Below are 18,277 nucleotides of genomic sequence, written 5' to 3'. Positions count from 1 at the left end.
TGCCGAGAAAGGACCGTCATGCCCCAGTACCTCACTCCGGGCGTCTACGTCGAGGAGATCATGGGCGGTGCACGCCCCATCGAGGGGGTGGGCACCCAGGTGGCCGCCTTCGTCGGGTTCGTCACGGACCCGGATGCGCCGGTGGGCGTCCCCACCGCCGTGAACAACTGGACCCAGTACACCAGCGTGTTCGGCGGGGACGGGCCCAGCAGCGCGCTCACGCTCGCGGTCCACGGGTTCTTCCTGAACGGCGGGGACCGCTGCTACGTGCTCAACGTCGGGCCCGACGGCACCGTGGGCGGCACCGCCGACAGCCCCGGGATCTCGGCGCTGGAGCACATCGACGAGATCGCGATCGTGGCGGCTCCGGGGATGACGGACGCCGGGTCGTTCGACGCGGTCCTCAGTCACTGCGAGCTCATGCGCGACCGCGTGGCGGTGCTGGACGCCCCGGCGGACGTCGCCGACCTGAACGCGCTGACCCGTCCGGCGAAGCCGCGCTCGCCCGGTGCCTCCGCGTCGGGCGGCTCGGCGTCGGACGCGGAGGCGGGTGACGCCGACTCGGGCGAGGCCGCGTCGCCGCCGAAGCCTCGGGCGTCGGGCGACGGGGCCGCGCCGCGCCAGTCCGAGTGGGGTGCCGTCTACTTCCCGTGGATCCGCGTCCTGGATCCGCTCACGGGCGCGCTCGTCGACGCCCCGCCGTCCGGCCACGTGGCCGGCGTGTGGGCGCGCACCGACGGCAGCCGCGGGGTGCACAAGGCGCCCGCGAACGAGACCGTGCGCGGCGCGCTCGACCTGACGCGGGCGCTCACCCCGAGCGAGCAGGGGCTGCTCAACAGCGCGGGCGTCAACGCGATCCGCAGCATCCTGGGGAGCATCCGGATCTGGGGCGCGCGCACCCTCGCCGGCGGCTCGAGCGAGTGGCGGTACCTGCCGGTGCGCCGGCTGTTCGCCTTCGCCGAGGAGTCGATCCAGCAGGGCACCGGATGGGTGGTGTTCGAGCCCAACGACCAGGTCCTGTGGAACGCGATCCGGCGTGACATCCGGGCCTTCCTGCGCCGGCTGTGGCGCGACGGCGCGCTGCTGGGCGCGACCGAGCGCGAGGCGTTCTTCGTCAAGTGCGACGCCGAGACCAACCCGCAGGAGAACATCGACGCCGGCATCGTCACCGCCCTCATCGGGATGGCGCCGGTCAAACCCGCCGAATTCATCGTGTTCAAGGTGAGCCAGTACGCGGCCGCCGGAGGAGAGGAAGCACAGTGAGCGATGCGACGGCGGCGCCCTCGGCGTCCGCGAAGACCCAGTGGACCGACCCGTTCGGCGCCTACAACTTCAAGCTCATGATCAGCGGGATGGCGGTCGGGCACTTCACCGAGTGCTCCGGGCCTCAGGTGACCATCGACACGGTCGAGTACCGGGAGGCGGGGCAGGCGCAGGTCGTGCACCACATCCCGACCATCACGACGTACGGCGAGATCACGCTGCGCCAGGGCCTCACCCGGTCGACCGAGCTGTGGGACTGGTTCATGGCGACGGTCGCGGGGGAGATCCGGCGCCTGCCGGTGTCGATCATCCTCCTCGACTCTCGGGGCACGACGCCGGTCATGCAGCTGGACCTGGACCAGGCCCTGCCCGTGCGGTTCCTGGGCGCCGACCTCCGGGCGACCGCCCGCGAGGTCTACATCCAGGAGTTCGGGCTGAAGTACGAGTCGATCGAGAGGGTGGGCTCGCGCGATGGCTGACCGGCACGGCCCCGCGCGTCGGGGCGCCGCGGGCGTGCTGCGGCGGGTGCGGCAGGCGCTCGCCGGCGTGTGGCGCGCGCTCGTCCGCCGCGACCCGCCCGCCCGACTGGGCGCCGGTCCGCGGCCGGCCGCCCCTCGGGGCGCGCCGCCGGACGACCCGCACCTCGCGGGGGCGGATCCCGACATCGCCGCGTACGTCGCGGCGCGCGATCCCGAGTGGTTCGCGTTCGAGGCCGGGGATCCGGCGGCGGCGGAACCCGCTGCCGGCCCCGGCCCCGGCCCCGGCCCCGGCGCCCGCGTGCGCGGCGAGACGGAGCGCACGGAGGCTCACGGAAGGGTCGCTGTGACGCACGTCGATCCGCCCGCGCGGCCGAGGGCACCCGGCGCCCCGGCGGCTCCCGCGCCCGCGACGGCGGAGGCGGCCGGGGAGTCCCCCGCGGAACCCTCCGGCGCGCCTCACGTGGCGTTCCGCGCGGCGACGCCGACCGCGGCACACCCGCCCTCGGCACCCGAGCACGCCCCCTCCTCGCCGGCGGCCGCGCGGCCGGCGGGGGTCCGCGTGGAGCAGCGCGTACGCCGGGAGCCGAGCACCGTGCCGTTCCCCGAGCCGGGTGCGACGAACCGCGTCCTCAGCGGCCCCGCGCCTGTTCCCGCCGTGCCGCAGGATGGGCCGGAGACCCCGCAGCGCGCGAGCGACGACAGGATGACGCCCGCGAGCCCCCGGCCGACGCCGCTGGAGACGCGGTCGCGCGGGCAGCGCCCGGGGGAGCCGGCGACGTCTCCGTCGCCGGCGCCGGAGCGGCACCCGTTCCCGGTGCTCGATGCCGCACCCGGCGCGTCGTCCGCGCCCCGCGCGCTCCCGCGGCGGGCGGACCGGCCTGACTCCGGCCCCGAGGCCGGGGCGCGCGGGCGCGGGGCATACGCGGGCGTGGGCGCCGCGCCGTGGCCGGAGCTGCCGCCGCGCCCCGCCGACCGGTCGCCGCGGGACGGCGCCCTCGCCGACCACGCCGCCGGGTGGGCGGCGCAATGGGGCTGGGCAGGCGATGCGTCCGCCGACCCGCTCGTGGCCGAGCAGCGGAGGACGTGATGGAGCGCGTGGCGTTCATCGACGAGCAGACCGGCGCACGCGTGACGTGCATGCTCAACCCGGAGCACGTCGTGCAGCGGCGCGTCGCCGGCCTCGCCCCGCGGCGCGGCGGCTCGGGGGTCGTGTCCGGTGCCGCCCTCAGCGACTCCCCGCTGCTGCACACCGGCGGCGGGCGGACCGAGCTCGACCTGCAGCTGCTGTTCGACGTCGACCTGGTGCCCCCTCCGCTCGCGCCGCCGGCTCCCGCCGCCTCCGGGGCGGACGGCGGTGCGCCGCCACCGGCCGCCGTGCGCGCGGACGTGCGGGACTACACCCGCGCGCTCTGGCAGCTCGCGGAGAACAGCGATCCCTCCGGGCGCGGCGTGCCGCACGTGCGCATGGTGCTCGGCAAGAGCTGGAACGTCCTCGCCGTCGTCGAGGCCGTGGCCGAGCGGTTCGAGAGGTTCGACCGCAACGGCACGCCGGGACGCTCGTGGATGAGCCTGCGGCTCGTGCGCGTGCCGGATCCGAATCCGCCGGCTCCCGAGACGCCTCCCGCCGCGGACATCCCCGATGCGGCGGCCGCTGCTGTCGCGGCCGCCGCGCCCGCCGCGGTCCACACGGTCATCGGAGCCGGGCCGGGCGACGACGGCGCCCCGAGCGGCGGCGAGACGCTCGCCGAGCTGGCGGCGCGCTGGTTCGGGGGCCGGGCCGCGCTGTGGCGCTGGATCGCCGACGTGAACGGCCTCGACGACGTGGTGTGGCCCGAGCCGGGCAGGGAGCTCATCGTCCCGCCCGCGCCGGAGCAGGTCTCGACGGGGGAGCGGCCATGACCGACACGATCGACCTCGTCGCGCCCGCCCCGGCGGTCATCCCGGGCGTGCGCGTGCGCGTGGACGGCGCGGAGCTCGACGTCGACCGGGTCGCCCGGCTGACCTCGGTGCGCGTCCGGCGCGAGGCGAGCGCGCCGGCCGCGTGCGCGCTCGTGTTCGAGGACCCGGTGGACCCCGCCGCGCTCGAATCGGCTCTGACGCCTGGTGCCGGCCTCGACGTTGCGGTCGAGGGGCACGCCGTCCCGCTGTTCACCGGCGACGTCGTCGTGCTGGATCGCGCGTTCCGCGCGGACGGCACCGTGGCGATGACCGCCCGCTGCCAGGACGCCGCCCACCGGCTGCGCGGCGACTCGCAGCTGCGCGCGCACGTCGACGTGTCCCTCGCCGAGCTCGTGCGCGAGCTCGCTGAGCCCGCGGGCCTGTCCGTCGCCGCCGACGCGCAGGGCCCGCGCCTGCCGCGGCTGCTGCGCGACGGGCGGTCCGCGCTGGAGATGCTCACGCGACTGACGCGCGAGGCGGGGCTGTGGTGGCAGGTGGACGCCGCGGGCGGCACCCTGCGCCTGTTCGACGGATCCGGGATCGGGCACGAGGCGCGCGCTGCGTACGGCGACGGGCTGATCGAGGCGGTGGTCACCGACAGCGCGCTCGCGCATCGCTCCGGCTGGCGCGTGGTGGGGTGGGATCCGGTCACGGGGGAGGTGTCGGACGGCTCGGCCGACTCGGGCGTCGACGACCCCGACGCTCGCGACGCCGTGCGGGGCGGCGCCGTGGCATCCGGGGCCGACGAGCTCGAGGCGCTCGCCCGGGGACTCGCCGCCGAGGACGGCGCATCGGCGCGCGTCGTGCGTGCGGTCGTCGAGGGTCATCCAGAGCTCGGCCCGGGCAGCGTGCTGCGCCTCGCGGGACTCACGCCCGGCGCTACCGGGGACTTCGTGCTGCTGGCCGCGGACCACGTGATCGACGCGTCGGGCGGGTACACGTGCACGGTCACGTCGGAGCCGCCCGCGCACCTGCGGGCCCTCGGACCCGCCGGCGGGCGGCCGCCGCGCGGCGCCATGACGCTGACCGCGGCTCAGGTGCTGCGCGTCGACGATCCCGAGGCGCGGGGCCGCGTGCGGGTGACGCTGCCGGCGTTCGACGGCCTCGAATCCGAATGGCTGCCGGTGCTCGCACTGGGCGCGGGCGAGGGGAAGGGCCTGGCGCTGCAGCCGGACGTGGGCGACAGCGTGCTCGTCGCGCACGAGGCGGGCGACCCGGGCAGGGGCGTCGTCCTCGGAGGGCTGCGCACGAGCGACGGCGGCGAGCCGGGCGTCGGCGTCGTCGGCGGAGCCGTCGGCGCGTACGGGATGCGGCTGCCGTCCGGCCAGTCGCTGCGCCTGAGCGCGGACGGGGACGCGCTCGCGCTCGCGAACGCCGCAGGCAGCCGCGTCGCCCTCACCGACACGGGCGTGGTCGTCCATGCCGCCGGCGACCTCGTCCTGGAGGCGCCCGGCCGGCTGCTGCGACTGCGCGCCGGACGGATCGAGCTGGAGCGGGCGTGAGCGGGGGATGACATGTGGTTCTGGGTGACGGCGGATGCCGATGTGAGGTGCGACCACAAGCTCGGCCGTGTGGCGATGATCGCCGGCGAGGACTTCGTGTTCGTCGGGGCCCGGCCCGTGGTGACGGGCGACGAGCCGTTGCGGCGGCCGATCGGCGGATGCCCGAACGTGAACGTCGGCATCAAGCCGTGCACCACGACGTTCGATGTGCAGACCGGCCGGTCCGGGTTCGTCACCATCGCGGGGCGGCCGGTCATCCGGGCGGATCTCGCGGGCACGACCGACGGCACCCCGCAGGGTGGGGTGCGGTACCGGGTCGAGCATCCCGGGCAGCTCCTGGTGTCGGAGATGCCATGAGCACCCGGGCCCCCGTCAGGCGGACGCCGCCCGTCACGACCGGATGGCGCTTCGCCCATCCCGACTCCGGTCGCGGTCCGGGCGGGCTGACGATCGCCGACACCGGCAGGGTGGAGCTCGTGCGGGGCGCGGACGCCGTCCGGCAGTCGCTCATCCTGCTGCTCTCCACCGTGCCCGGCGAGCGCGTCATGCGCCCGGACTACGGGTGCGAGCTGGCGCGGCTTGTGTTCTGGCCGAACGACGACACCACGGCGGGCCTGGCGATCCACTACGTGCGGCGCGCGGTCGAGCGCTTCGAGCCCCGCGTCGTCGTGCTCGGTCTCGACGCCGGCCCGGCGCCGGACGCACCCGACCGCCTGGAGGTCGTGCTCGACTACCGCCCGAGGCTCGGCGGCCCGGCCGGCCGGCTGGTCGCCTCGATCCCGCTGCAGGGGGCTGAGTGACATGGCTCTTCCCATTCCGAACCTGGACGACCGGGACTTCGCCCGGCTCCTCGCCGACGCCAAGGCGCTGATCGAGGCGCGCAGCCCCGAGTGGACGGATCTGTCGCCCGGCGATCCCGGCGTCACCCTGCTCGAGGTGTTCGCCTACCTCACCGACACGCTGATCTATCGCGTCAACCGCCTCCCGGAGAAGGCCTTCGTGCAGTTCCTCGACCTCATCGGCGTCAAGGTCATGCCGCCGGCCGCGGCGAGCGTGGACCTGGAGTTCTCACTCGCGGCCGCCGCGGCGACGGACGTGGTGATCCCGCGCGGCAGCCGCGTGACGACCGCGCGCTCCGGCGCGGACTCGCCGGTCTTCGCGACCGCCGAGGACGCGCGCATCGCGGCCGGGTCGCGGACGGCCATGGTGCGCGCGCACGCCGGCGAGATCGTCGAGGCCGAGCCGCTCGGCGTGGGGAACGGCCGCCCTGGGCAGTCCGCACGGGTGGCGCGCCCGCCGATCTCGCTCGCGACCGGCGACGTGCTCGACCTGGTCGTGGGGGTCGAGGCCGAGCCGGACGAGCTCGGCAACCGGGAGCCGGCCCGCGAATCCGGCGGCGTCACCTATCGGATCTGGACCGAGACCGAGCACTTCGGCGCGCCCCCGGGACCGGACGACGAGCGCCACCTCTACGTGGTCGACCGCGCCGAGGGCGTGATCGCGTTCGCGCCCGCGGCGCACGCCGATCCCGGCGGCGGCCTCGCCGCGCAGCCCGTGGCCCTGGCGGCGGTGCCCGCCGCTGGCCGCCGCATCGTCGCCTGGTACCGCCGCGGCGGGGGCGCGAACGGCAACGTCGCCGCCGGCACTCTGACCGTCCTCAAGGACGCGATGCCGGGGGTGTCGGTCACCAACCCCAGAGGCGCCACCGGCGGACGGGACCGCGAGACGCTCGAGAACGCGATGATCCGCGGACCCCAGTCGCTGCACACGCTGGACCGCGTCGTGACGGGGCGCGACTACGAGCAGTTCGCCGTGGCCGCGCACGGCGGCGTGTCGCGCGCTCGCGCCGTGACGCGCGCCGAGGCGTGGACGGGCGCCCCGCCCGGCGAGGTCCAGGTGTACGTGGTGCCGGGCCTCGAGGGCGGCTCCTTCGCCCCCGACGTGCTGGAGGCGCGGATGAGCGCGCAGGTGCTGGAGCGGCTGGAGGAGGCGCTGCACGCCCGTCAGCCGATCGGCACGCGCGTGCGCGTGCGATGGGCGGGTCTCATGCCCATCCGGGTGCGGGCCTCCGTGGTGGTGCACCGCGCCGAGGACCGCGTCGCGGTCGAGCGCCGGCTCCGCGACCGGCTCGACCGGATGCTCTCGCCCGTGCCGCTCGACGGTGCGGGCGGATGGCCCTTCGGCGAGCACCTGCGGGTCGCGCGGGTCTACGACGCGCTGCAGGGCGAGCGGGGCGTGCGCTACGTGTCCGACGTCCGGCTGGTCGTCGACGAGGTGCCCGACGCCGTGTCGGCGACCGTGCGCGATCCGAATCATCCGCGCACCTGGTACGCGGGCGGCGGCGCGCGCGTGTTCCGCACGGTGGACGACGCGCGCGGCTGGGTCGCGGTGGCGCGCATCGAGGGAGAGGTCGTCGAGCGGATCGGCGTGCTGCGCGAGGCACCCGGGTGGGTCGTGGCCTGCACGCGGGTCGGGGACACCGAGTCCAGCGTGGTCCACGCCTCGGCCGACTACGGCGAGACCTGGAGCCGGATCGCCCAGTTCGAGTTCCATGTGGAGGACGTCGCGCTCGCGCTGATCGACGGCGCGCCGCATACGTTCCTCGCCACGGACGCCGGCCTGTTCCGGCAGCCGCTGCGCGAGGGCGCGGTGGGCGACCGCCTGCTCGTCGTCGGGGAGGACGCGGGCCTGGGCTTCTACGCGGTGACGACCGTCGTCGATCCCTCCGGCGAGCTGCGGGTCGCGGCGGCCGCGCAGGAGCTCAAGGGCGTGTACCTGTCGTTCGACGAGGGGCGTCCGGGGACGTTCACGCAGACCGGTCTGACGGGGCAGGACATCCGCGTGCTGCGCACGCTGGAGCTCTCCAACCGGCGCGTGCTCGTGGCCGGCGCGTACGCGACCGGCGACGAGGAGGGCGCAGGCGTGTTCCGCGTCGAGCTGCACGGCACCGAGCTCGACGCGCAGGGCTGGGGCCCCGTGGGGGCGAACTGGACGGGCGGCAGCTGCCGGGACGTCGCGTTCATCGGCGACACCGTCCTGGCCGCCACCGAGCGCGCCGGCGTGACGGTCGCGAACCCGCGGCAGGCGAACGGCGTCTGGAGAACCCCGACGCGCGACTGCGGCCTGCCGCTCCGCGAGACCGGCGCGTTCCAGGCGCTGCGCAGCGTGGCCGCAGGGGACGCGGTGCCGCCGCTCGTGCTGACGGGCGGCCCCGCAGGCCTGTTCCGAAGCTCCGACGGCCGCACCTGGCGACCGGCCGCGCCGGCAGAGCTGTCCGACGAGGTCGCCCTGCCGCCGAACTGGCTTTTCGCCCCCGGCGCGCACGAGATCGACGTGGGGTACGGCGATGCGGGCTGAGAGGATCGGGCGGCTCCTTCCCGAGGTCCACCGGCGCACGATCGTGCCGGGCACGCCGATCGCGGCCCTCGTCGACGTGATGGCCGAGCTGCACGCGCCCGTCGAGGACGTGCTCGCCGACCTGCCGTCGCACTTCGACCCGCAGCGCGCACCCGACCGGTTCGTGCCGTTCCTGGCGCACTGGGTCGACCTCGCGCGCTGGATCGACGACGCCTCGGGCGAGTTCGACACGGGCGTCGGGCGCCTCCGGCAGGTGATCGCCGCGGCGCCGCGCCTGTCGCGACGGCGCGGGACCGCGGAGGGGCTGCGGGAGGCGCTCGAGTGGGCGCTCGGCGTCTCGGGCGTCCGCGTAGACGAGGCCGCGGCCGACGAGTCCGGTGCGCCCCGGCTGTTCCACGCGCGGGTCGTCCTGCCGCGAGAGGCGGCCCCGCACCTGGCGCTCGCGCGGCGGATCGTGGCGCAGGAGAAGCCGGCGCACGTCACGGTCGAGCTCGTGTTCGCGGACCCCGGTCCGGGCTCTGCCGACGCCCATCCGGAGCCGGGTGACGAGCCCGCGGCCCCCGAGGCACCGCCGACGCTGCCCGTCGGCGCGCCGCCCTCGTCGCCGGAGCCCTTGCTCCCCGGCGCCGAGCCGCCCGCGGCGGGGGAGCCGCCGGGATGAACGTGAAGGCGCTCGTCGTGGTGCTGGTCGCCCTGGTCGTGGCGGCCGGGCTCGTGCTGTTCTACGGCGCGCTGAAACCCCCGGCATCGCCCGACGACGCGCGCGGCGGCGTGGAGGGATCGCTCGGCTGGCTCGACCTGAGCCGGCCCCTGTCGTTCGAGGACGTCGCGGACGCGCCGTGCGCCCGCGCGGATCTGGAGGCGCTCGTCGTGCCGGCGGCGAGCGCCTGCAGTGCGGCGGTGCCCGACCCGGCGCGGATCCTGCTCTGCACCGAGACGCCCGGCGACGTGATCGTGAGGACGAGGGGCGCCGACTACCCGGAGCAGGAGGTCGACGCCGCCGACCTGTCGTGCGCGAGGCCGGTCGCCGTCCCCGTGTACGACGACGAGAGCACGCTCATGCTCGTGTGCACCGCCGTGGCGGGCGAATGCGTGGTGCGGGTGCTCCCGCCCGAGGATGCCGGGTGACCGCGCTCTGCATCACGCGCCGGCGGTGGGAACCGTGGCGGTCCCCGCGTCGCGCTCGCGCAGGGCCCCGCCGCCCTGGCGGCCCAGGCTCAGCTGCTTCAGGACGGCGACGACGCCGCCGATGAGCACGAGGAACCCCCACACGGCGCCGACCACCGCGGTGATGAGCGCGGCGAGCGCGTCGGCGATGCTCACCACGATCCCCGGGACGACCGAGTGCAGCACCATCGTCAGGAGCGTGAGGAGAAGGACCAGCAGCAGGAAGAACACCATCCGCTTGCTGCCGAGCATGCGCGGCTGCGCCACGATGAGGAATGCGACGGCGGCGAGCTGCAGTACCAGGGCCGCCCCCAGGATCGCCGCCGACGCGCCGACATCGAAGAACCCGAACACCGCGAGGTAGGCGAGCGTGCCGAAGGGGGCCGCCAGGAACAGCGCCACCATCGTGGTGAGGGCGGCGAAGGCGAGCAGGGCCAGCAGCACGCCGGCGACCGCGGCGCCGAGGCCGCCCACGAGGCTCGCGATGCCGTTCACGAGCGCGCCCGCGCGGTGCCCGATCAGCAGCGGCAGGGCCATGATCCCCACCATCAGCAGCGTCAGCGCGAGCGGCAGCGCCAGGAACGGGATGCCGAGGCCCGGCGGGTCCTCGGCCTCCGCTCCGAACGCGCCGTCCTCGGCGATGGCCGCGACGTCGCCCGCGTCCACCCCCTCGGGCAGCGACGCGCCCGGCTGGGCGAGCGCCGCGATGCGCTCGCCCAGGGGTGGCGGCGACACGACGACCCCCGCGCCGACGCAGGCGAGCACCGCCAGCAGGATCGCCGCGACGGCGACCCACAGCGCCCACCTGCGCAGGCTGTCCACGGGGCGCCGCGCGGTCTCTCAGAGTGCCAGCAGGATGCCGCCGGCCACGAGGCCGACGACGAGGATGCCCGCCGCGACGTACCAGGCCCAGTCGGGCGGCACGAACTTTCCGCCGTACGAGGGCTGGAGCGACGCGTGCGGCGTCGCGGTGGCGCCCGCGATGAAGGCGACCGCGACGGCGGCGAGGAAGGCGACGCCGATGACGATGAAGCCGGCCTCGGAGCGCATGATCCCGACGACGACGGCGGTGACGCCCGCCGCGACGCCCAGGATGTAGCCCGCGATCGTGAGCACGAGCTTGACGGTGGGATTGCCGGTGATGCCGTTCAGCGTGGTGTTCATGCTCTGAGGAGCCCGCGCCGCGCCCCGCTGATACCCGCCGTGTGCGCCGGAGACGCGCGGCGCTCGCAGCGCCTTCGGCGTCATCCGGGTGGATCCTCGCTAGAATTGGCACTCAGAACGAGCGAGTGCCAGGAGACGTCGGGGAGGTGCGGCATGGTCACGGAACGTGGGCTGAAGGTGCTCCGCGCCATCGTGCAGGACTACGTCGACACGCACGAGCCGGTGGGCAGCAAGTCGATCGTCGAGCGCCACGCGTTCGGCGTCTCCGCGGCCACCATCCGCAACGACATGGCGCTGCTCGAGGACGAGGAGCTGATCACCGCTCCCCACACCTCGTCGGGCCGCGTGCCGACCGACAAGGGCTACCGCGTCTTCGTCGACCACCTGGCCGAGCTGCGGCCGCTGTCCCAGGCGCAGCGCTCGGCCATCTCGACGTTCCTGGCCGACCCCTCGGACCTGGACGACCTGCTGTCGCGCACCGTGCGCGTGCTCACGCAGCTGACGGGTCAGGTCGCGCTCGTGCAGTACCCGTCCTTCGCGTCCGCGAACGTCACGCACGTGGAGCTGGTGCGGCTCGGCGACATCCGGATGCTCGTGATCATCGTGACCGACACGGGCCGGGTCTCGCAGCGCCTCACGGCGACGCCGGGCGGTGTGCACGAGGACGACGTCGCGGTGCTGCGCGCGCAGCTCGCGTCGCTCGTCACGGGGCGCTCGGTGCGCGACGCGTCCGAGCGGATCGAGGCGCTGCGGGCCGCGGCGCCGGCGGACCGCGGCCGCCGCGACGACGCGCTGCTGTCGCTCGCGGCCGTCGTGGGCGAGGAGCTCGACGAGTTCCGCCAGAACCGACTCGTGATGGCCGGGGCGGCGACCCTCGCCAAGCGCGAGCAGGACTTCCGCGGCAGCATCCACCCGCTGCTCGAGGCGATCGAGGAGCAGGTCACGCTGCTGCGGCTGATGTCGGAGATGGTCGCGGACGAGCACGGCCTGTCGGCGAGCATCGGCCGCGAGAACGACGAGTTCGGGCTGCCCGAGGCGTCGATCATCGCGAGCGACTACGACGCGGGCGTGGGCCGCGCGCGCGTGGGGCTGATGGGCCCGACGCGCATGGACTACCCCAGCAACCTGTCGGCGGCCCGCGCGGTGGCGCGGTACCTGTCGCGGCTGCTGGACGAGGACGAGGGCCGCCGCTAGGCGGCGCCGATTTCATCACGCGGGAGCGCGCGGCAGACGGCGCGCGACCATGAAAGGCGAGTGTGGCTGACCACTACGAGGTGCTCGGGGTGTCGCGCGAGGCGACGTCCGACGAGATCAGGAAGGCGTATCGCAAGCTGGCGCGCCAGCTGCATCCCGACGTCAACCCCAGCGAGGACGCCGCGGAGCGCTTCAAGCTCGTGACGCACGCGTACGAGGTGCTGAGCGACGACGAGAAGCGCCGCCGCTACGACATGGGCGGCGACGAGAGCCCGTTCGGAGGCGCGGGCGGGTTCGGCGGCTTCAGCGACATCTTCGAGACGTTCTTCGGCGCGGGCGCCGGCGGCGGCCGCGCGGGACGCCCCCGGTCGCGCCGCGAGCGCGGCCAGGACGCGCTCGTGCGCGTCACGCTCGATCTCGGCGACGTCGTCTTCGGCGCGCACCGGGACCTCGAGGTCGACACGGCCGTGCTGTGCGAGACGTGCCAGGGCTCGTGCTGCCAGCCGGGCACGGGCCTGGCGCGCTGCGAGATCTGCGGCGGCTCGGGCTTCATCCAGCGCCAGGTGCGCAGCCTCCTCGGCAACGTCGTGACGCAGCAGCCGTGCGGCGCGTGCCAGGGCTACGGCACGACCATCCCCGACCCGTGCACGACCTGCCACGGCCAGGGCCGGGTGCGCTCGCGCCGCACCGTGTCGGTCGACATCCCGGCCGGCGTCGAGACCGGCCTGCGCCTGCAGCTGCCCGGCTCGGGCGAGGTCGGCCCGGCGGGCGGCCCCAACGGCGACCTCTACATCGAGGTCCAGGTGTCGCCGCACCCGGTCTTCAGCCGCGACGGCGACGACCTGCTGGCGACGCTCGAGGTGTCGATGACCGACGCCATCCTGGGCACCACCACGACGATCGAGGCGCTGGACGGCCCGGTCGACCTCGAGCTGCGGCCCGGCATCCAGGCCGGCGAGGTGCTGACGGTCAAGAACCGCGGCATCACTGGGCTCCGGTCCTCGCAGCGCGGCGACCTGCGGGTCGGCATCCACGTCGTCACGCCGACGCGACTGGACGCCAAGGAGCGGGCGCTGGTGGAGGAGCTCGCGAAGCGCACCAAGGCGCCGAAGCCGCGCCTGGCGGAGTTCCAGCAGGGCCTGTTCTCCAAGCTGCGCGACCGGTTCCGGGGCTGACGCGTGGCCCTGCACTTCATAGACGAGACAGCCGGGGCCGCCCGCGTCGGCGACGCGGTCACGCTGACGGGCGCCGAGGCGCATCACGCCGCCGCCGTGCGCCGCGTGCGCGTCGGCGAGGCGGTCACCGTGACGGACGGCCGGGGCGCGTGGCTCGAGGGCGAGGCCGAGAGCGTCGAGCCGCGGGAGGTCGTCGTCCGGATCACCGCCCGCCGCGACGAGGACGCGCCGCGGCCGCGCCTCGTGCTGGCGCAGGCCCTGGCGAAGGGGGACCGCGACGAGCTCGCGGTCCAGGCCGCGACCGAGCTGGGCGCCGACGAGATCGTGCCGTGGCAGGCCGCCCGCAGCGTGTCGCGCTGGGAGGGGCCCAAGGCCGAGAAGGGGCGCGTCCGCTGGGCCGCCATCGTGCGCGAGGCGGCCAAGCAGGCCCACCGCGCGTGGCTGCCGGAGGTCGTGCCGGTCGCGACGACCGCGGCCCTCGCGGCGCGCGCGGCCGGCGAGCGCGTCCTGGTCCTCGAGCCCACCGCCGAGACCCCTCTGACGGCGGTGGATCTCGGAGACGCCGCATCCATCGTGCTCGTGGTCGGTCCCGAGGGCGGCATCTCCCCGGAGGAGCTGGACCGCCTGGGGACCGCCGGCGCCGTGCGCGTCCGGCTCGGCGACACGGTGCTGCGCACGTCCACCGCCGGGCCCGCGGCGCTCGCGCTCGTGAACGCGCGCCTGGGCCGCTGGTGACCCGCGACGCGGGTCAAGCCCCCGGGTCGGGTGAGGGGCGCGCGCATAGACTGAGGTCCATGAGCGATCCCTCGATCTTCACCCGCATCCTGCAGGGCGACATCCCCGGCGAGATCGTGGCCGAGACCGAGCGGGTCTTCGCCATCAAGGACATCGCGCCGCAGGCGCCGCTGCACCTGCTGGTGATCCCGAAGACGCAGGAGTACCGCGACGTCGCGGAGCTCGCCGCGGGGGACCCCGAGCTGCTGGCCGAGATGGTGTCCGTGGCGAAGGGCCTCGCATCCGAGCACGCCGACGGCGACTTCCGTCTGCTGTTCAACTCCGGATCGGGCGCGGGCCAGACCGTGTTCCACGTCCATGCGCACGTGCTCGCGGGCGGCCTGGGAGAGAGAAGCCTCGTCGGTGAGTGAGCTTCACACGGAGACCGTGACCGCCGACGGAGTCGCGATGGTGCAGCTGCTCGGCCCGCAGGACCGCCTGCTCCGGATGGTCGAGAGCGCGCACCCGGATGTCGACGTCCACGTGCGCGGCAATGAGATCACGCTGCGCGGGGCGGAGGGCGACGTGCGCGCGGCGCGCGCGCTGGTCGACGAGCTGCTCCAGATGACCAAGGCCGGGCATGCGCTCGGCGAGGCCGACGTGGCGAGCTCGGCGCGCATGATGCGCGACGAGTCCGGCCCGCGGCCGAGCGAGGTCATGGGCGAGGCGATCCTGTCGAGCCGCGGCAAGACCATCCGGCCCAAGACCGTGGGGCAGAAGGACTACATCGACGCGATCGATCAGAACACGATCGTGTTCGGGATCGGCCCCGCCGGAACGGGCAAGACCTACCTGGCGATGGCGAAGGCCGTGCAGGCGCTGCAGCGGCGCGAGGTCGACCGGATCATCCTGACCCGCCCGGCGGTCGAGGCGGGCGAGCGGCTCGGCTTCCTGCCCGGCACCCTCACCGACAAGATCGACCCGTACCTGCGCCCGCTGTACGACGCGCTCAACGAGATGATGGACCCCGAGCTCGTGCCCAAGCTCATGGCGACGGGCACGATCGAGGTCGCGCCGCTCGCGTACATGCGCGGCCGCACGCTCAACAACTCGTTCGTCGTGCTCGACGAGGCGCAGAACACCACGCCCGAGCAGATGAAGATGTTCCTGACGCGTCTCGGCTTCGGCACCAAGATGGTCGTCACCGGCGACATCACCCAGGTCGACCTGCCGCAGGGCGCGTCGGGCCTGCGCCTCGTGACGCGCGTGCTGGAGGGGATCGACGACATCCACTTCGCGCGCCTGACGAGCGACGACGTGGTGCGGCACTCGCTGGTGGGCCGCATCGTGGACGCGTACAGCGAGTACGACGAGCGCCGCCTCGCCGCGCGTCACGAGCGCGACGAGGCCGCGGAGTTCGCCAACCGGGCCGAGCGACGCGCCGCGAACTTCCCGAAGGCCTCGCGGGCGACCGGCCCCCGAGACCGCATGCCCAAGCGAGGACGATCGTGATCGACATCAACAACGAGTCCGCCGTCGAGATCGACGAGTCGGTGCTGCTGCGCCTCACGCAGGAGAACCTGGCCGCGCTGCACGTGTCGCCCGACGCGGACGTCGCGATCGTCCTGGTGGACGAGGGCGCCATGGAGCAGCTGCACCTGCAGTGGATGGACGAGCCGGGCCCGACCGACGTGCTGAGCTTCCCGATGGACGAGCTGCGGCCGGGCACCGAGGACCAGCCCACGCCGCCCGGGCTGCTCGGCGACATCGTGCTGTGCCCGCAGGTCGCGGAGGCGCAGGCCGAGACCGCCGGCCACTCGACGATGGACGAGCTGATCCTGCTCACCACGCACGGCCTGCTCCACCTTCTCGGCTACGACCATGCCGAGCCGGACGAGGAGCGCGAGATGTTCGGCCTGCAGCGCGAGCTCATCGCGGCGTTCGCCGCCTCCGAGCGCCGCCGCGGCGCGAAGTGACCGACGCGCCCGAATGACCGACGCACTCAGTCCCGATCTCGTCGGCCTGCTCGCCGCGCTGCTGATCGGCGCCGCGTTCCTGCTCATCCTGCTGGCGGGCGTGATGTCGGCCGTCGACGCGGCGCTCGGGGTGACGTCCCGCGGCGACCTCGTCGACCTCGCGGCGGAGGGACGGAACGCCCGGGCCCTCGGGCGCATCGCGGCGGATCCGGATCGCCACGCCGGCGTCGTCGTGTTCGTGCGGGTGTTCGCCGAGACGGCCGCGGCGGTGCTCGTCACCGCCGCCTTCGCACTGCTCCTCGACAGCATCTGGTGGGCGCTGCTGGTCGCGGCGCTCATCATGACGGGGGTCTCCTACGTCGCGGTGTCCTCGAGCCCCGCGTCGTTCGGGCGCCGGTACGCGTCCACGCTGCTCCCGCTCCTGGCGCCCCTCGTCCGCGGGGCCATGATCGTGCTGGGCCCGATCTCGACCGCCCTCGCGGCGTTCGGCAGCCGCGTCACGCCCGGCGGCGGGCGCCGCAGCTTCGAGTCCGAGGAGCAGCTCCTCAGCATCGTCGACGAGGCCGCGTCGCAGGACGTCATCGAGGCCGACGACCGCGCGCTCATCCACTCGGTGTTCGACTTCACGGACCAGGTCGTGCGCGCCGTCATGGTGCCGCGCACCGAGATGGTCACGGTCGAGGCGGACGCCACGATCCGCGACGCCATGCGGATCTTCCTCGATCGCGGCATCTCGCGCATGCCGGTCGTCGACGGCGAGGTCGACGACATCATCGGCGTGCTGTACCTGAAGGACGTCGTGCAGTTCGGCTTCCGCGACGCCGCGGGCCTGCCCGACTCGGGCGCGTGGCGCGAGTCCGGCATCCGGGCGATCGCCCGCCCGGCCGTGTTCGTGCCCGAGCAGATGCGCGCCGAGACCCTGCTGCAGCAGATGAAGCGGGACGCCGTGCACGTGTGCCTCGTCGTGGACGAGTACGGCGGCATCGCGGGGCTCGTCACGCTCGAGGACCTCATCGAGGAGCTCGTGGGCGAGATCGCAGACGAGTACGACGCCCCGTCGAAGGAGGTCGTCGAGGTGGCGCCCGGTCGCTACCGCGTCAGCTCGCGGCTGTCGCTCGACGAGGTCGGCGACCTGTTCGACGTCGAGCTCGAGGACGAGGACGTGGACTCGATCGGCGGCCTGCTCGGCAAGGCGCTCGGACGCGTGCCGCAGCCCGGCGACGTCGCCGAGGTCGCGGGCATCGTGCTCACGGGCGGCACGTCGCGGGGGCGCGGCCGCGGCATCAACACGGTCTTCGTGGAACGCGGCGAGGCGCTGCGGGCCATGGAGGAGTACAGGGAGAGAGACAACGATGGCTGACGCGACCCGGTCCGGATTCGTGACGTTCGTGGGACGGCCGAACGTCGGCAAGTCGACGCTGATGAACGCCCTGGTCGGCGAGAAGGTCGCGATCACGAGCGAGAAGCCGCAGACCACGCGGCGCGCGATCCGCGGCATCCTGAACCGCCCGACCGGCCAGCTGGTCGTCGTGGACACGCCGGGCATCCACAAGCCGCGCACGCTGCTCGGCCAGCGCCTGAACGACCTGGTGGAGCAGGTGCTGGGCGACGTCGACGTGATCGCGTTCTGCGCGCCTGCGACCGAGAAGGTGGGACCGGGCGACCGCCGCATCGCCGAGTCGCTCGACGGGTACCCGCGCGCCAAGAAGGTCGCGATCGTGACGAAGACGGATGCCGCCTCGCGCGATGACATCATGGAGCGCCTCATCGAGGTGGACGCGCTGCGCGAGGACTGGGCCGCTGTCATCCCGCTGTCCTCGCTCACGGGCGACCAGCTCGACGTCCTGACCGACGAGCTGCTGCAGCTCATGCCCGAGGGCCCGCCGCTGTATCCCGAGGGCGTCGTGACCGACGAGTCGACCGAGGACCGCGTGGCGGAGATCATCCGCGAGGCGGCGCTCGAGGGCGTGCGCGACGAGCTGCCGCACTCGATCGCGGTGACCGTCGACGAGATCTCGCGGCGCGAGGACGGCGACCTGACCGACGTGCACGCGAGCGTCGTGGTCGAGCGCGACAGCCAGAAGGCGATCATCATCGGGCACAAGGGTTCGCGCCTCCGCGACGTCGGCGCGCGCGCCCGCGCGCAGATCGAGCCGCTCGTGGGGACCCGGGTCTTCCTGAAGCTCCACGTGCGCGTCGCCAAGGAGTGGCAGCGCGACCCCAAGCAGCTGGGCCGCCTGGGGTTCTAGGTGTACTCGGTCATGAGGTTGGTGACACCCGGCTGATCGGGGGTCGGCCGCCGCAGGCGGTGTGTGGTCGAGCGTAGTTGTAGTGCTCGAGCCAGGGCG

General features: G+C 74.5%; 21 protein-coding genes. 18 read left to right on the top strand and 3 right to left on the bottom strand.

The window, feature by feature from the left end:
- Window positions 1-18: 18 nt before the first annotated feature.
- From ASD19_RS03750 to ASD19_RS03705, 10 genes are read left to right on the top strand one after another with little or no spacing between them, the layout of a single operon-like run.
- Window positions 19-1,263, top strand: coding sequence for a phage tail sheath family protein (locus ASD19_RS03750; RefSeq protein WP_055988821.1), 1,245 nt, complete (start codon window positions 19-21; stop codon window positions 1,261-1,263).
- The gene (locus ASD19_RS03745; RefSeq protein WP_055988820.1) at window positions 1,260-1,742 is read left to right on the top strand and encodes a phage tail protein; all 483 of its coding nucleotides are present in this window, start codon (window positions 1,260-1,262) and stop codon (window positions 1,740-1,742) included. The genes ASD19_RS03750 and ASD19_RS03745 overlap by 4 nt, the downstream gene beginning before the upstream one ends.
- Window positions 1,735-2,829, top strand: a complete 1,095-nt coding sequence (locus ASD19_RS03740) for a hypothetical protein (RefSeq protein WP_055988819.1) — start codon at window positions 1,735-1,737, stop codon at window positions 2,827-2,829. Before ASD19_RS03745 ends, ASD19_RS03740 begins: the two co-directional genes overlap by 8 nt.
- A complete protein-coding gene (locus ASD19_RS03735) occupies window positions 2,829-3,641 on the top strand; it encodes a CIS tube protein (RefSeq protein ID WP_055988818.1) in 813 nt (270 codons plus the stop codon). The genes ASD19_RS03740 and ASD19_RS03735 overlap by 1 nt, the downstream gene beginning before the upstream one ends.
- Entirely contained in the window at window positions 3,638-5,182 is a 1,545-nt protein-coding gene (locus tag ASD19_RS03730) for a phage baseplate assembly protein V (protein ID WP_055988817.1), read from the top strand. Before ASD19_RS03735 ends, ASD19_RS03730 begins: the two co-directional genes overlap by 4 nt.
- Window positions 5,183-5,194: 12 nt before the next feature.
- Window positions 5,195-5,539, top strand: a complete 345-nt coding sequence (locus ASD19_RS03725; RefSeq protein WP_055988816.1) for a hypothetical protein — start codon at window positions 5,195-5,197, stop codon at window positions 5,537-5,539.
- The gene (locus tag ASD19_RS03720) at window positions 5,536-5,982 is read left to right on the top strand and encodes a GPW/gp25 family protein (protein ID WP_055988815.1); all 447 of its coding nucleotides are present in this window, start codon (window positions 5,536-5,538) and stop codon (window positions 5,980-5,982) included. The genes ASD19_RS03725 and ASD19_RS03720 overlap by 4 nt, the downstream gene beginning before the upstream one ends.
- A 1-nt stretch (window position 5,983) precedes the next feature.
- On the top strand, window positions 5,984-8,539 hold the full coding sequence (locus ASD19_RS03715; protein WP_055988814.1) for a baseplate J/gp47 family protein: 2,556 nt from the start codon (window positions 5,984-5,986) through the stop codon (window positions 8,537-8,539).
- Complete coding sequence (locus ASD19_RS03710; protein ID WP_055988813.1) at window positions 8,529-9,200, top strand: phage tail protein; 672 nt, start codon at window positions 8,529-8,531, stop codon at window positions 9,198-9,200. The genes ASD19_RS03715 and ASD19_RS03710 overlap by 11 nt, the downstream gene beginning before the upstream one ends.
- Entirely contained in the window at window positions 9,197-9,667 is a 471-nt protein-coding gene (locus ASD19_RS03705) for a hypothetical protein (protein ID WP_055988812.1), read from the top strand. The genes ASD19_RS03710 and ASD19_RS03705 overlap by 4 nt, the downstream gene beginning before the upstream one ends.
- A gap of 12 nt (window positions 9,668-9,679) precedes the next feature.
- On the opposite strand, the gene ASD19_RS03700 is transcribed toward ASD19_RS03705, so the two are convergent.
- Window positions 9,680-10,528 carry a hypothetical protein gene (locus ASD19_RS03700; protein ID WP_055988811.1) on the bottom strand — a complete coding sequence of 283 codons (849 nt, stop codon included), beginning with the start codon at window positions 10,526-10,528 and terminating at the stop codon, window positions 9,680-9,682.
- An 18-nt stretch (window positions 10,529-10,546) separates the two neighbouring features.
- A complete protein-coding gene (locus tag ASD19_RS03695; RefSeq protein WP_134746440.1) occupies window positions 10,547-10,870 on the bottom strand; it encodes a hypothetical protein in 324 nt (107 codons plus the stop codon).
- Window positions 10,871-11,023: 153 nt separating this feature from the next.
- Here ASD19_RS03695 and hrcA point away from each other — a divergent pair, with 153 nt between their 5' ends.
- The 8 genes from hrcA (at window position 11,024) to era (ending at window position 18,178) form a co-directional block, all read left to right on the top strand.
- Window positions 11,024-12,064 carry a heat-inducible transcriptional repressor HrcA gene (gene hrcA / locus ASD19_RS03690; RefSeq protein WP_055988809.1) on the top strand — a complete coding sequence of 347 codons (1,041 nt, stop codon included), beginning with the start codon at window positions 11,024-11,026 and terminating at the stop codon, window positions 12,062-12,064.
- A 62-nt stretch (window positions 12,065-12,126) separates the two neighbouring features.
- Window positions 12,127-13,239 (top strand): molecular chaperone DnaJ, encoded by a 1,113-nt coding sequence (gene dnaJ / locus ASD19_RS03685; RefSeq protein ID WP_055988808.1) that lies wholly within the window; start codon window positions 12,127-12,129, stop codon window positions 13,237-13,239.
- A gap of 3 nt (window positions 13,240-13,242) precedes the next feature.
- The gene (locus ASD19_RS03680; protein ID WP_055988807.1) at window positions 13,243-13,974 is read left to right on the top strand and encodes a 16S rRNA (uracil(1498)-N(3))-methyltransferase; all 732 of its coding nucleotides are present in this window, start codon (window positions 13,243-13,245) and stop codon (window positions 13,972-13,974) included.
- 59 nt (window positions 13,975-14,033) lie between these two features.
- Window positions 14,034-14,384, top strand: coding sequence for an HIT domain-containing protein (locus ASD19_RS03675; RefSeq protein WP_055988806.1), 351 nt, complete (start codon window positions 14,034-14,036; stop codon window positions 14,382-14,384).
- Between the two features lie 37 nt (window positions 14,385-14,421).
- Window positions 14,422-15,465 (top strand): PhoH family protein, encoded by a 1,044-nt coding sequence (locus ASD19_RS03670; protein WP_235562962.1) that lies wholly within the window; start codon window positions 14,422-14,424, stop codon window positions 15,463-15,465.
- Window positions 15,459-15,929, top strand: a complete 471-nt coding sequence (gene ybeY, locus ASD19_RS03665; protein WP_055988804.1) for an rRNA maturation RNase YbeY — start codon at window positions 15,459-15,461, stop codon at window positions 15,927-15,929. The genes ASD19_RS03670 and ybeY overlap by 7 nt, the downstream gene beginning before the upstream one ends.
- 46 nt (window positions 15,930-15,975) lie before the next feature.
- Window positions 15,976-17,289, top strand: coding sequence for a hemolysin family protein (locus ASD19_RS03660; protein WP_055988845.1), 1,314 nt, complete (start codon window positions 15,976-15,978; stop codon window positions 17,287-17,289).
- Window positions 17,282-18,178, top strand: coding sequence for a GTPase Era (gene era / locus ASD19_RS03655; RefSeq protein WP_055988803.1), 897 nt, complete (start codon window positions 17,282-17,284; stop codon window positions 18,176-18,178). Before ASD19_RS03660 ends, era begins: the two co-directional genes overlap by 8 nt.
- A 10-nt stretch (window positions 18,179-18,188) precedes the next feature.
- Here the strand turns inward: era and ASD19_RS14250 are convergent.
- On the bottom strand, window positions 18,189-18,277 hold an 89-nt coding region (locus ASD19_RS14250), incomplete at its 5' end, for an integrase core domain-containing protein (protein WP_156377096.1).

It is taken from the genome of Microbacterium sp. Root53, from assembly GCF_001426925.1.
In the GTDB taxonomy this organism is placed as follows: domain Bacteria; phylum Actinomycetota; class Actinomycetes; order Actinomycetales; family Microbacteriaceae; genus Microbacterium.
The sequence above is the reverse complement of the archived record's forward strand: the minus strand, read 5'-3'. Positions and strand labels throughout refer to the sequence as shown.

Excerpts from the sequence above, each read along its gene's own strand:
- ASD19_RS03715 (WP_055988814.1), top strand. The coding sequence starts at position 5,984 with ATGGCTCTTCCCATTCCGAACCTGGACGACCGGGACTTCGCCCGGCTC.
- ASD19_RS03670 (WP_235562962.1), top strand. The coding sequence starts at position 14,422 with ATGGTGCAGCTGCTCGGCCCGCAGGACCGCCTGCTCCGGATGGTCGAG.
- ASD19_RS03705 (WP_055988812.1), top strand. The coding sequence starts at position 9,197 with ATGAACGTGAAGGCGCTCGTCGTGGTGCTGGTCGCCCTGGTCGTGGCG.
- hrcA (WP_055988809.1), top strand. The coding sequence starts at position 11,024 with ATGGTCACGGAACGTGGGCTGAAGGTGCTCCGCGCCATCGTGCAGGAC.
- ASD19_RS03720 (WP_055988815.1), top strand. The coding sequence starts at position 5,536 with ATGAGCACCCGGGCCCCCGTCAGGCGGACGCCGCCCGTCACGACCGGA.
- era (WP_055988803.1), top strand. The coding sequence starts at position 17,282 with ATGGCTGACGCGACCCGGTCCGGATTCGTGACGTTCGTGGGACGGCCG.
- ASD19_RS03695 (WP_134746440.1), bottom strand. The coding sequence starts at position 10,870 with ATGAACACCACGCTGAACGGCATCACCGGCAATCCCACCGTCAAGCTC.
- ASD19_RS03735 (WP_055988818.1), top strand. The coding sequence starts at position 2,829 with ATGGAGCGCGTGGCGTTCATCGACGAGCAGACCGGCGCACGCGTGACG.
- ASD19_RS03675 (WP_055988806.1), top strand. The coding sequence starts at position 14,034 with ATGAGCGATCCCTCGATCTTCACCCGCATCCTGCAGGGCGACATCCCC.
- ASD19_RS03725 (WP_055988816.1), top strand. The coding sequence starts at position 5,195 with ATGTGGTTCTGGGTGACGGCGGATGCCGATGTGAGGTGCGACCACAAG.
- ASD19_RS03730 (WP_055988817.1), top strand. The coding sequence starts at position 3,638 with ATGACCGACACGATCGACCTCGTCGCGCCCGCCCCGGCGGTCATCCCG.
- ASD19_RS03710 (WP_055988813.1), top strand. The coding sequence starts at position 8,529 with ATGCGGGCTGAGAGGATCGGGCGGCTCCTTCCCGAGGTCCACCGGCGC.
- ASD19_RS03750 (WP_055988821.1), top strand. The coding sequence starts at position 19 with ATGCCCCAGTACCTCACTCCGGGCGTCTACGTCGAGGAGATCATGGGC.
- ASD19_RS03740 (WP_055988819.1), top strand. The coding sequence starts at position 1,735 with ATGGCTGACCGGCACGGCCCCGCGCGTCGGGGCGCCGCGGGCGTGCTG.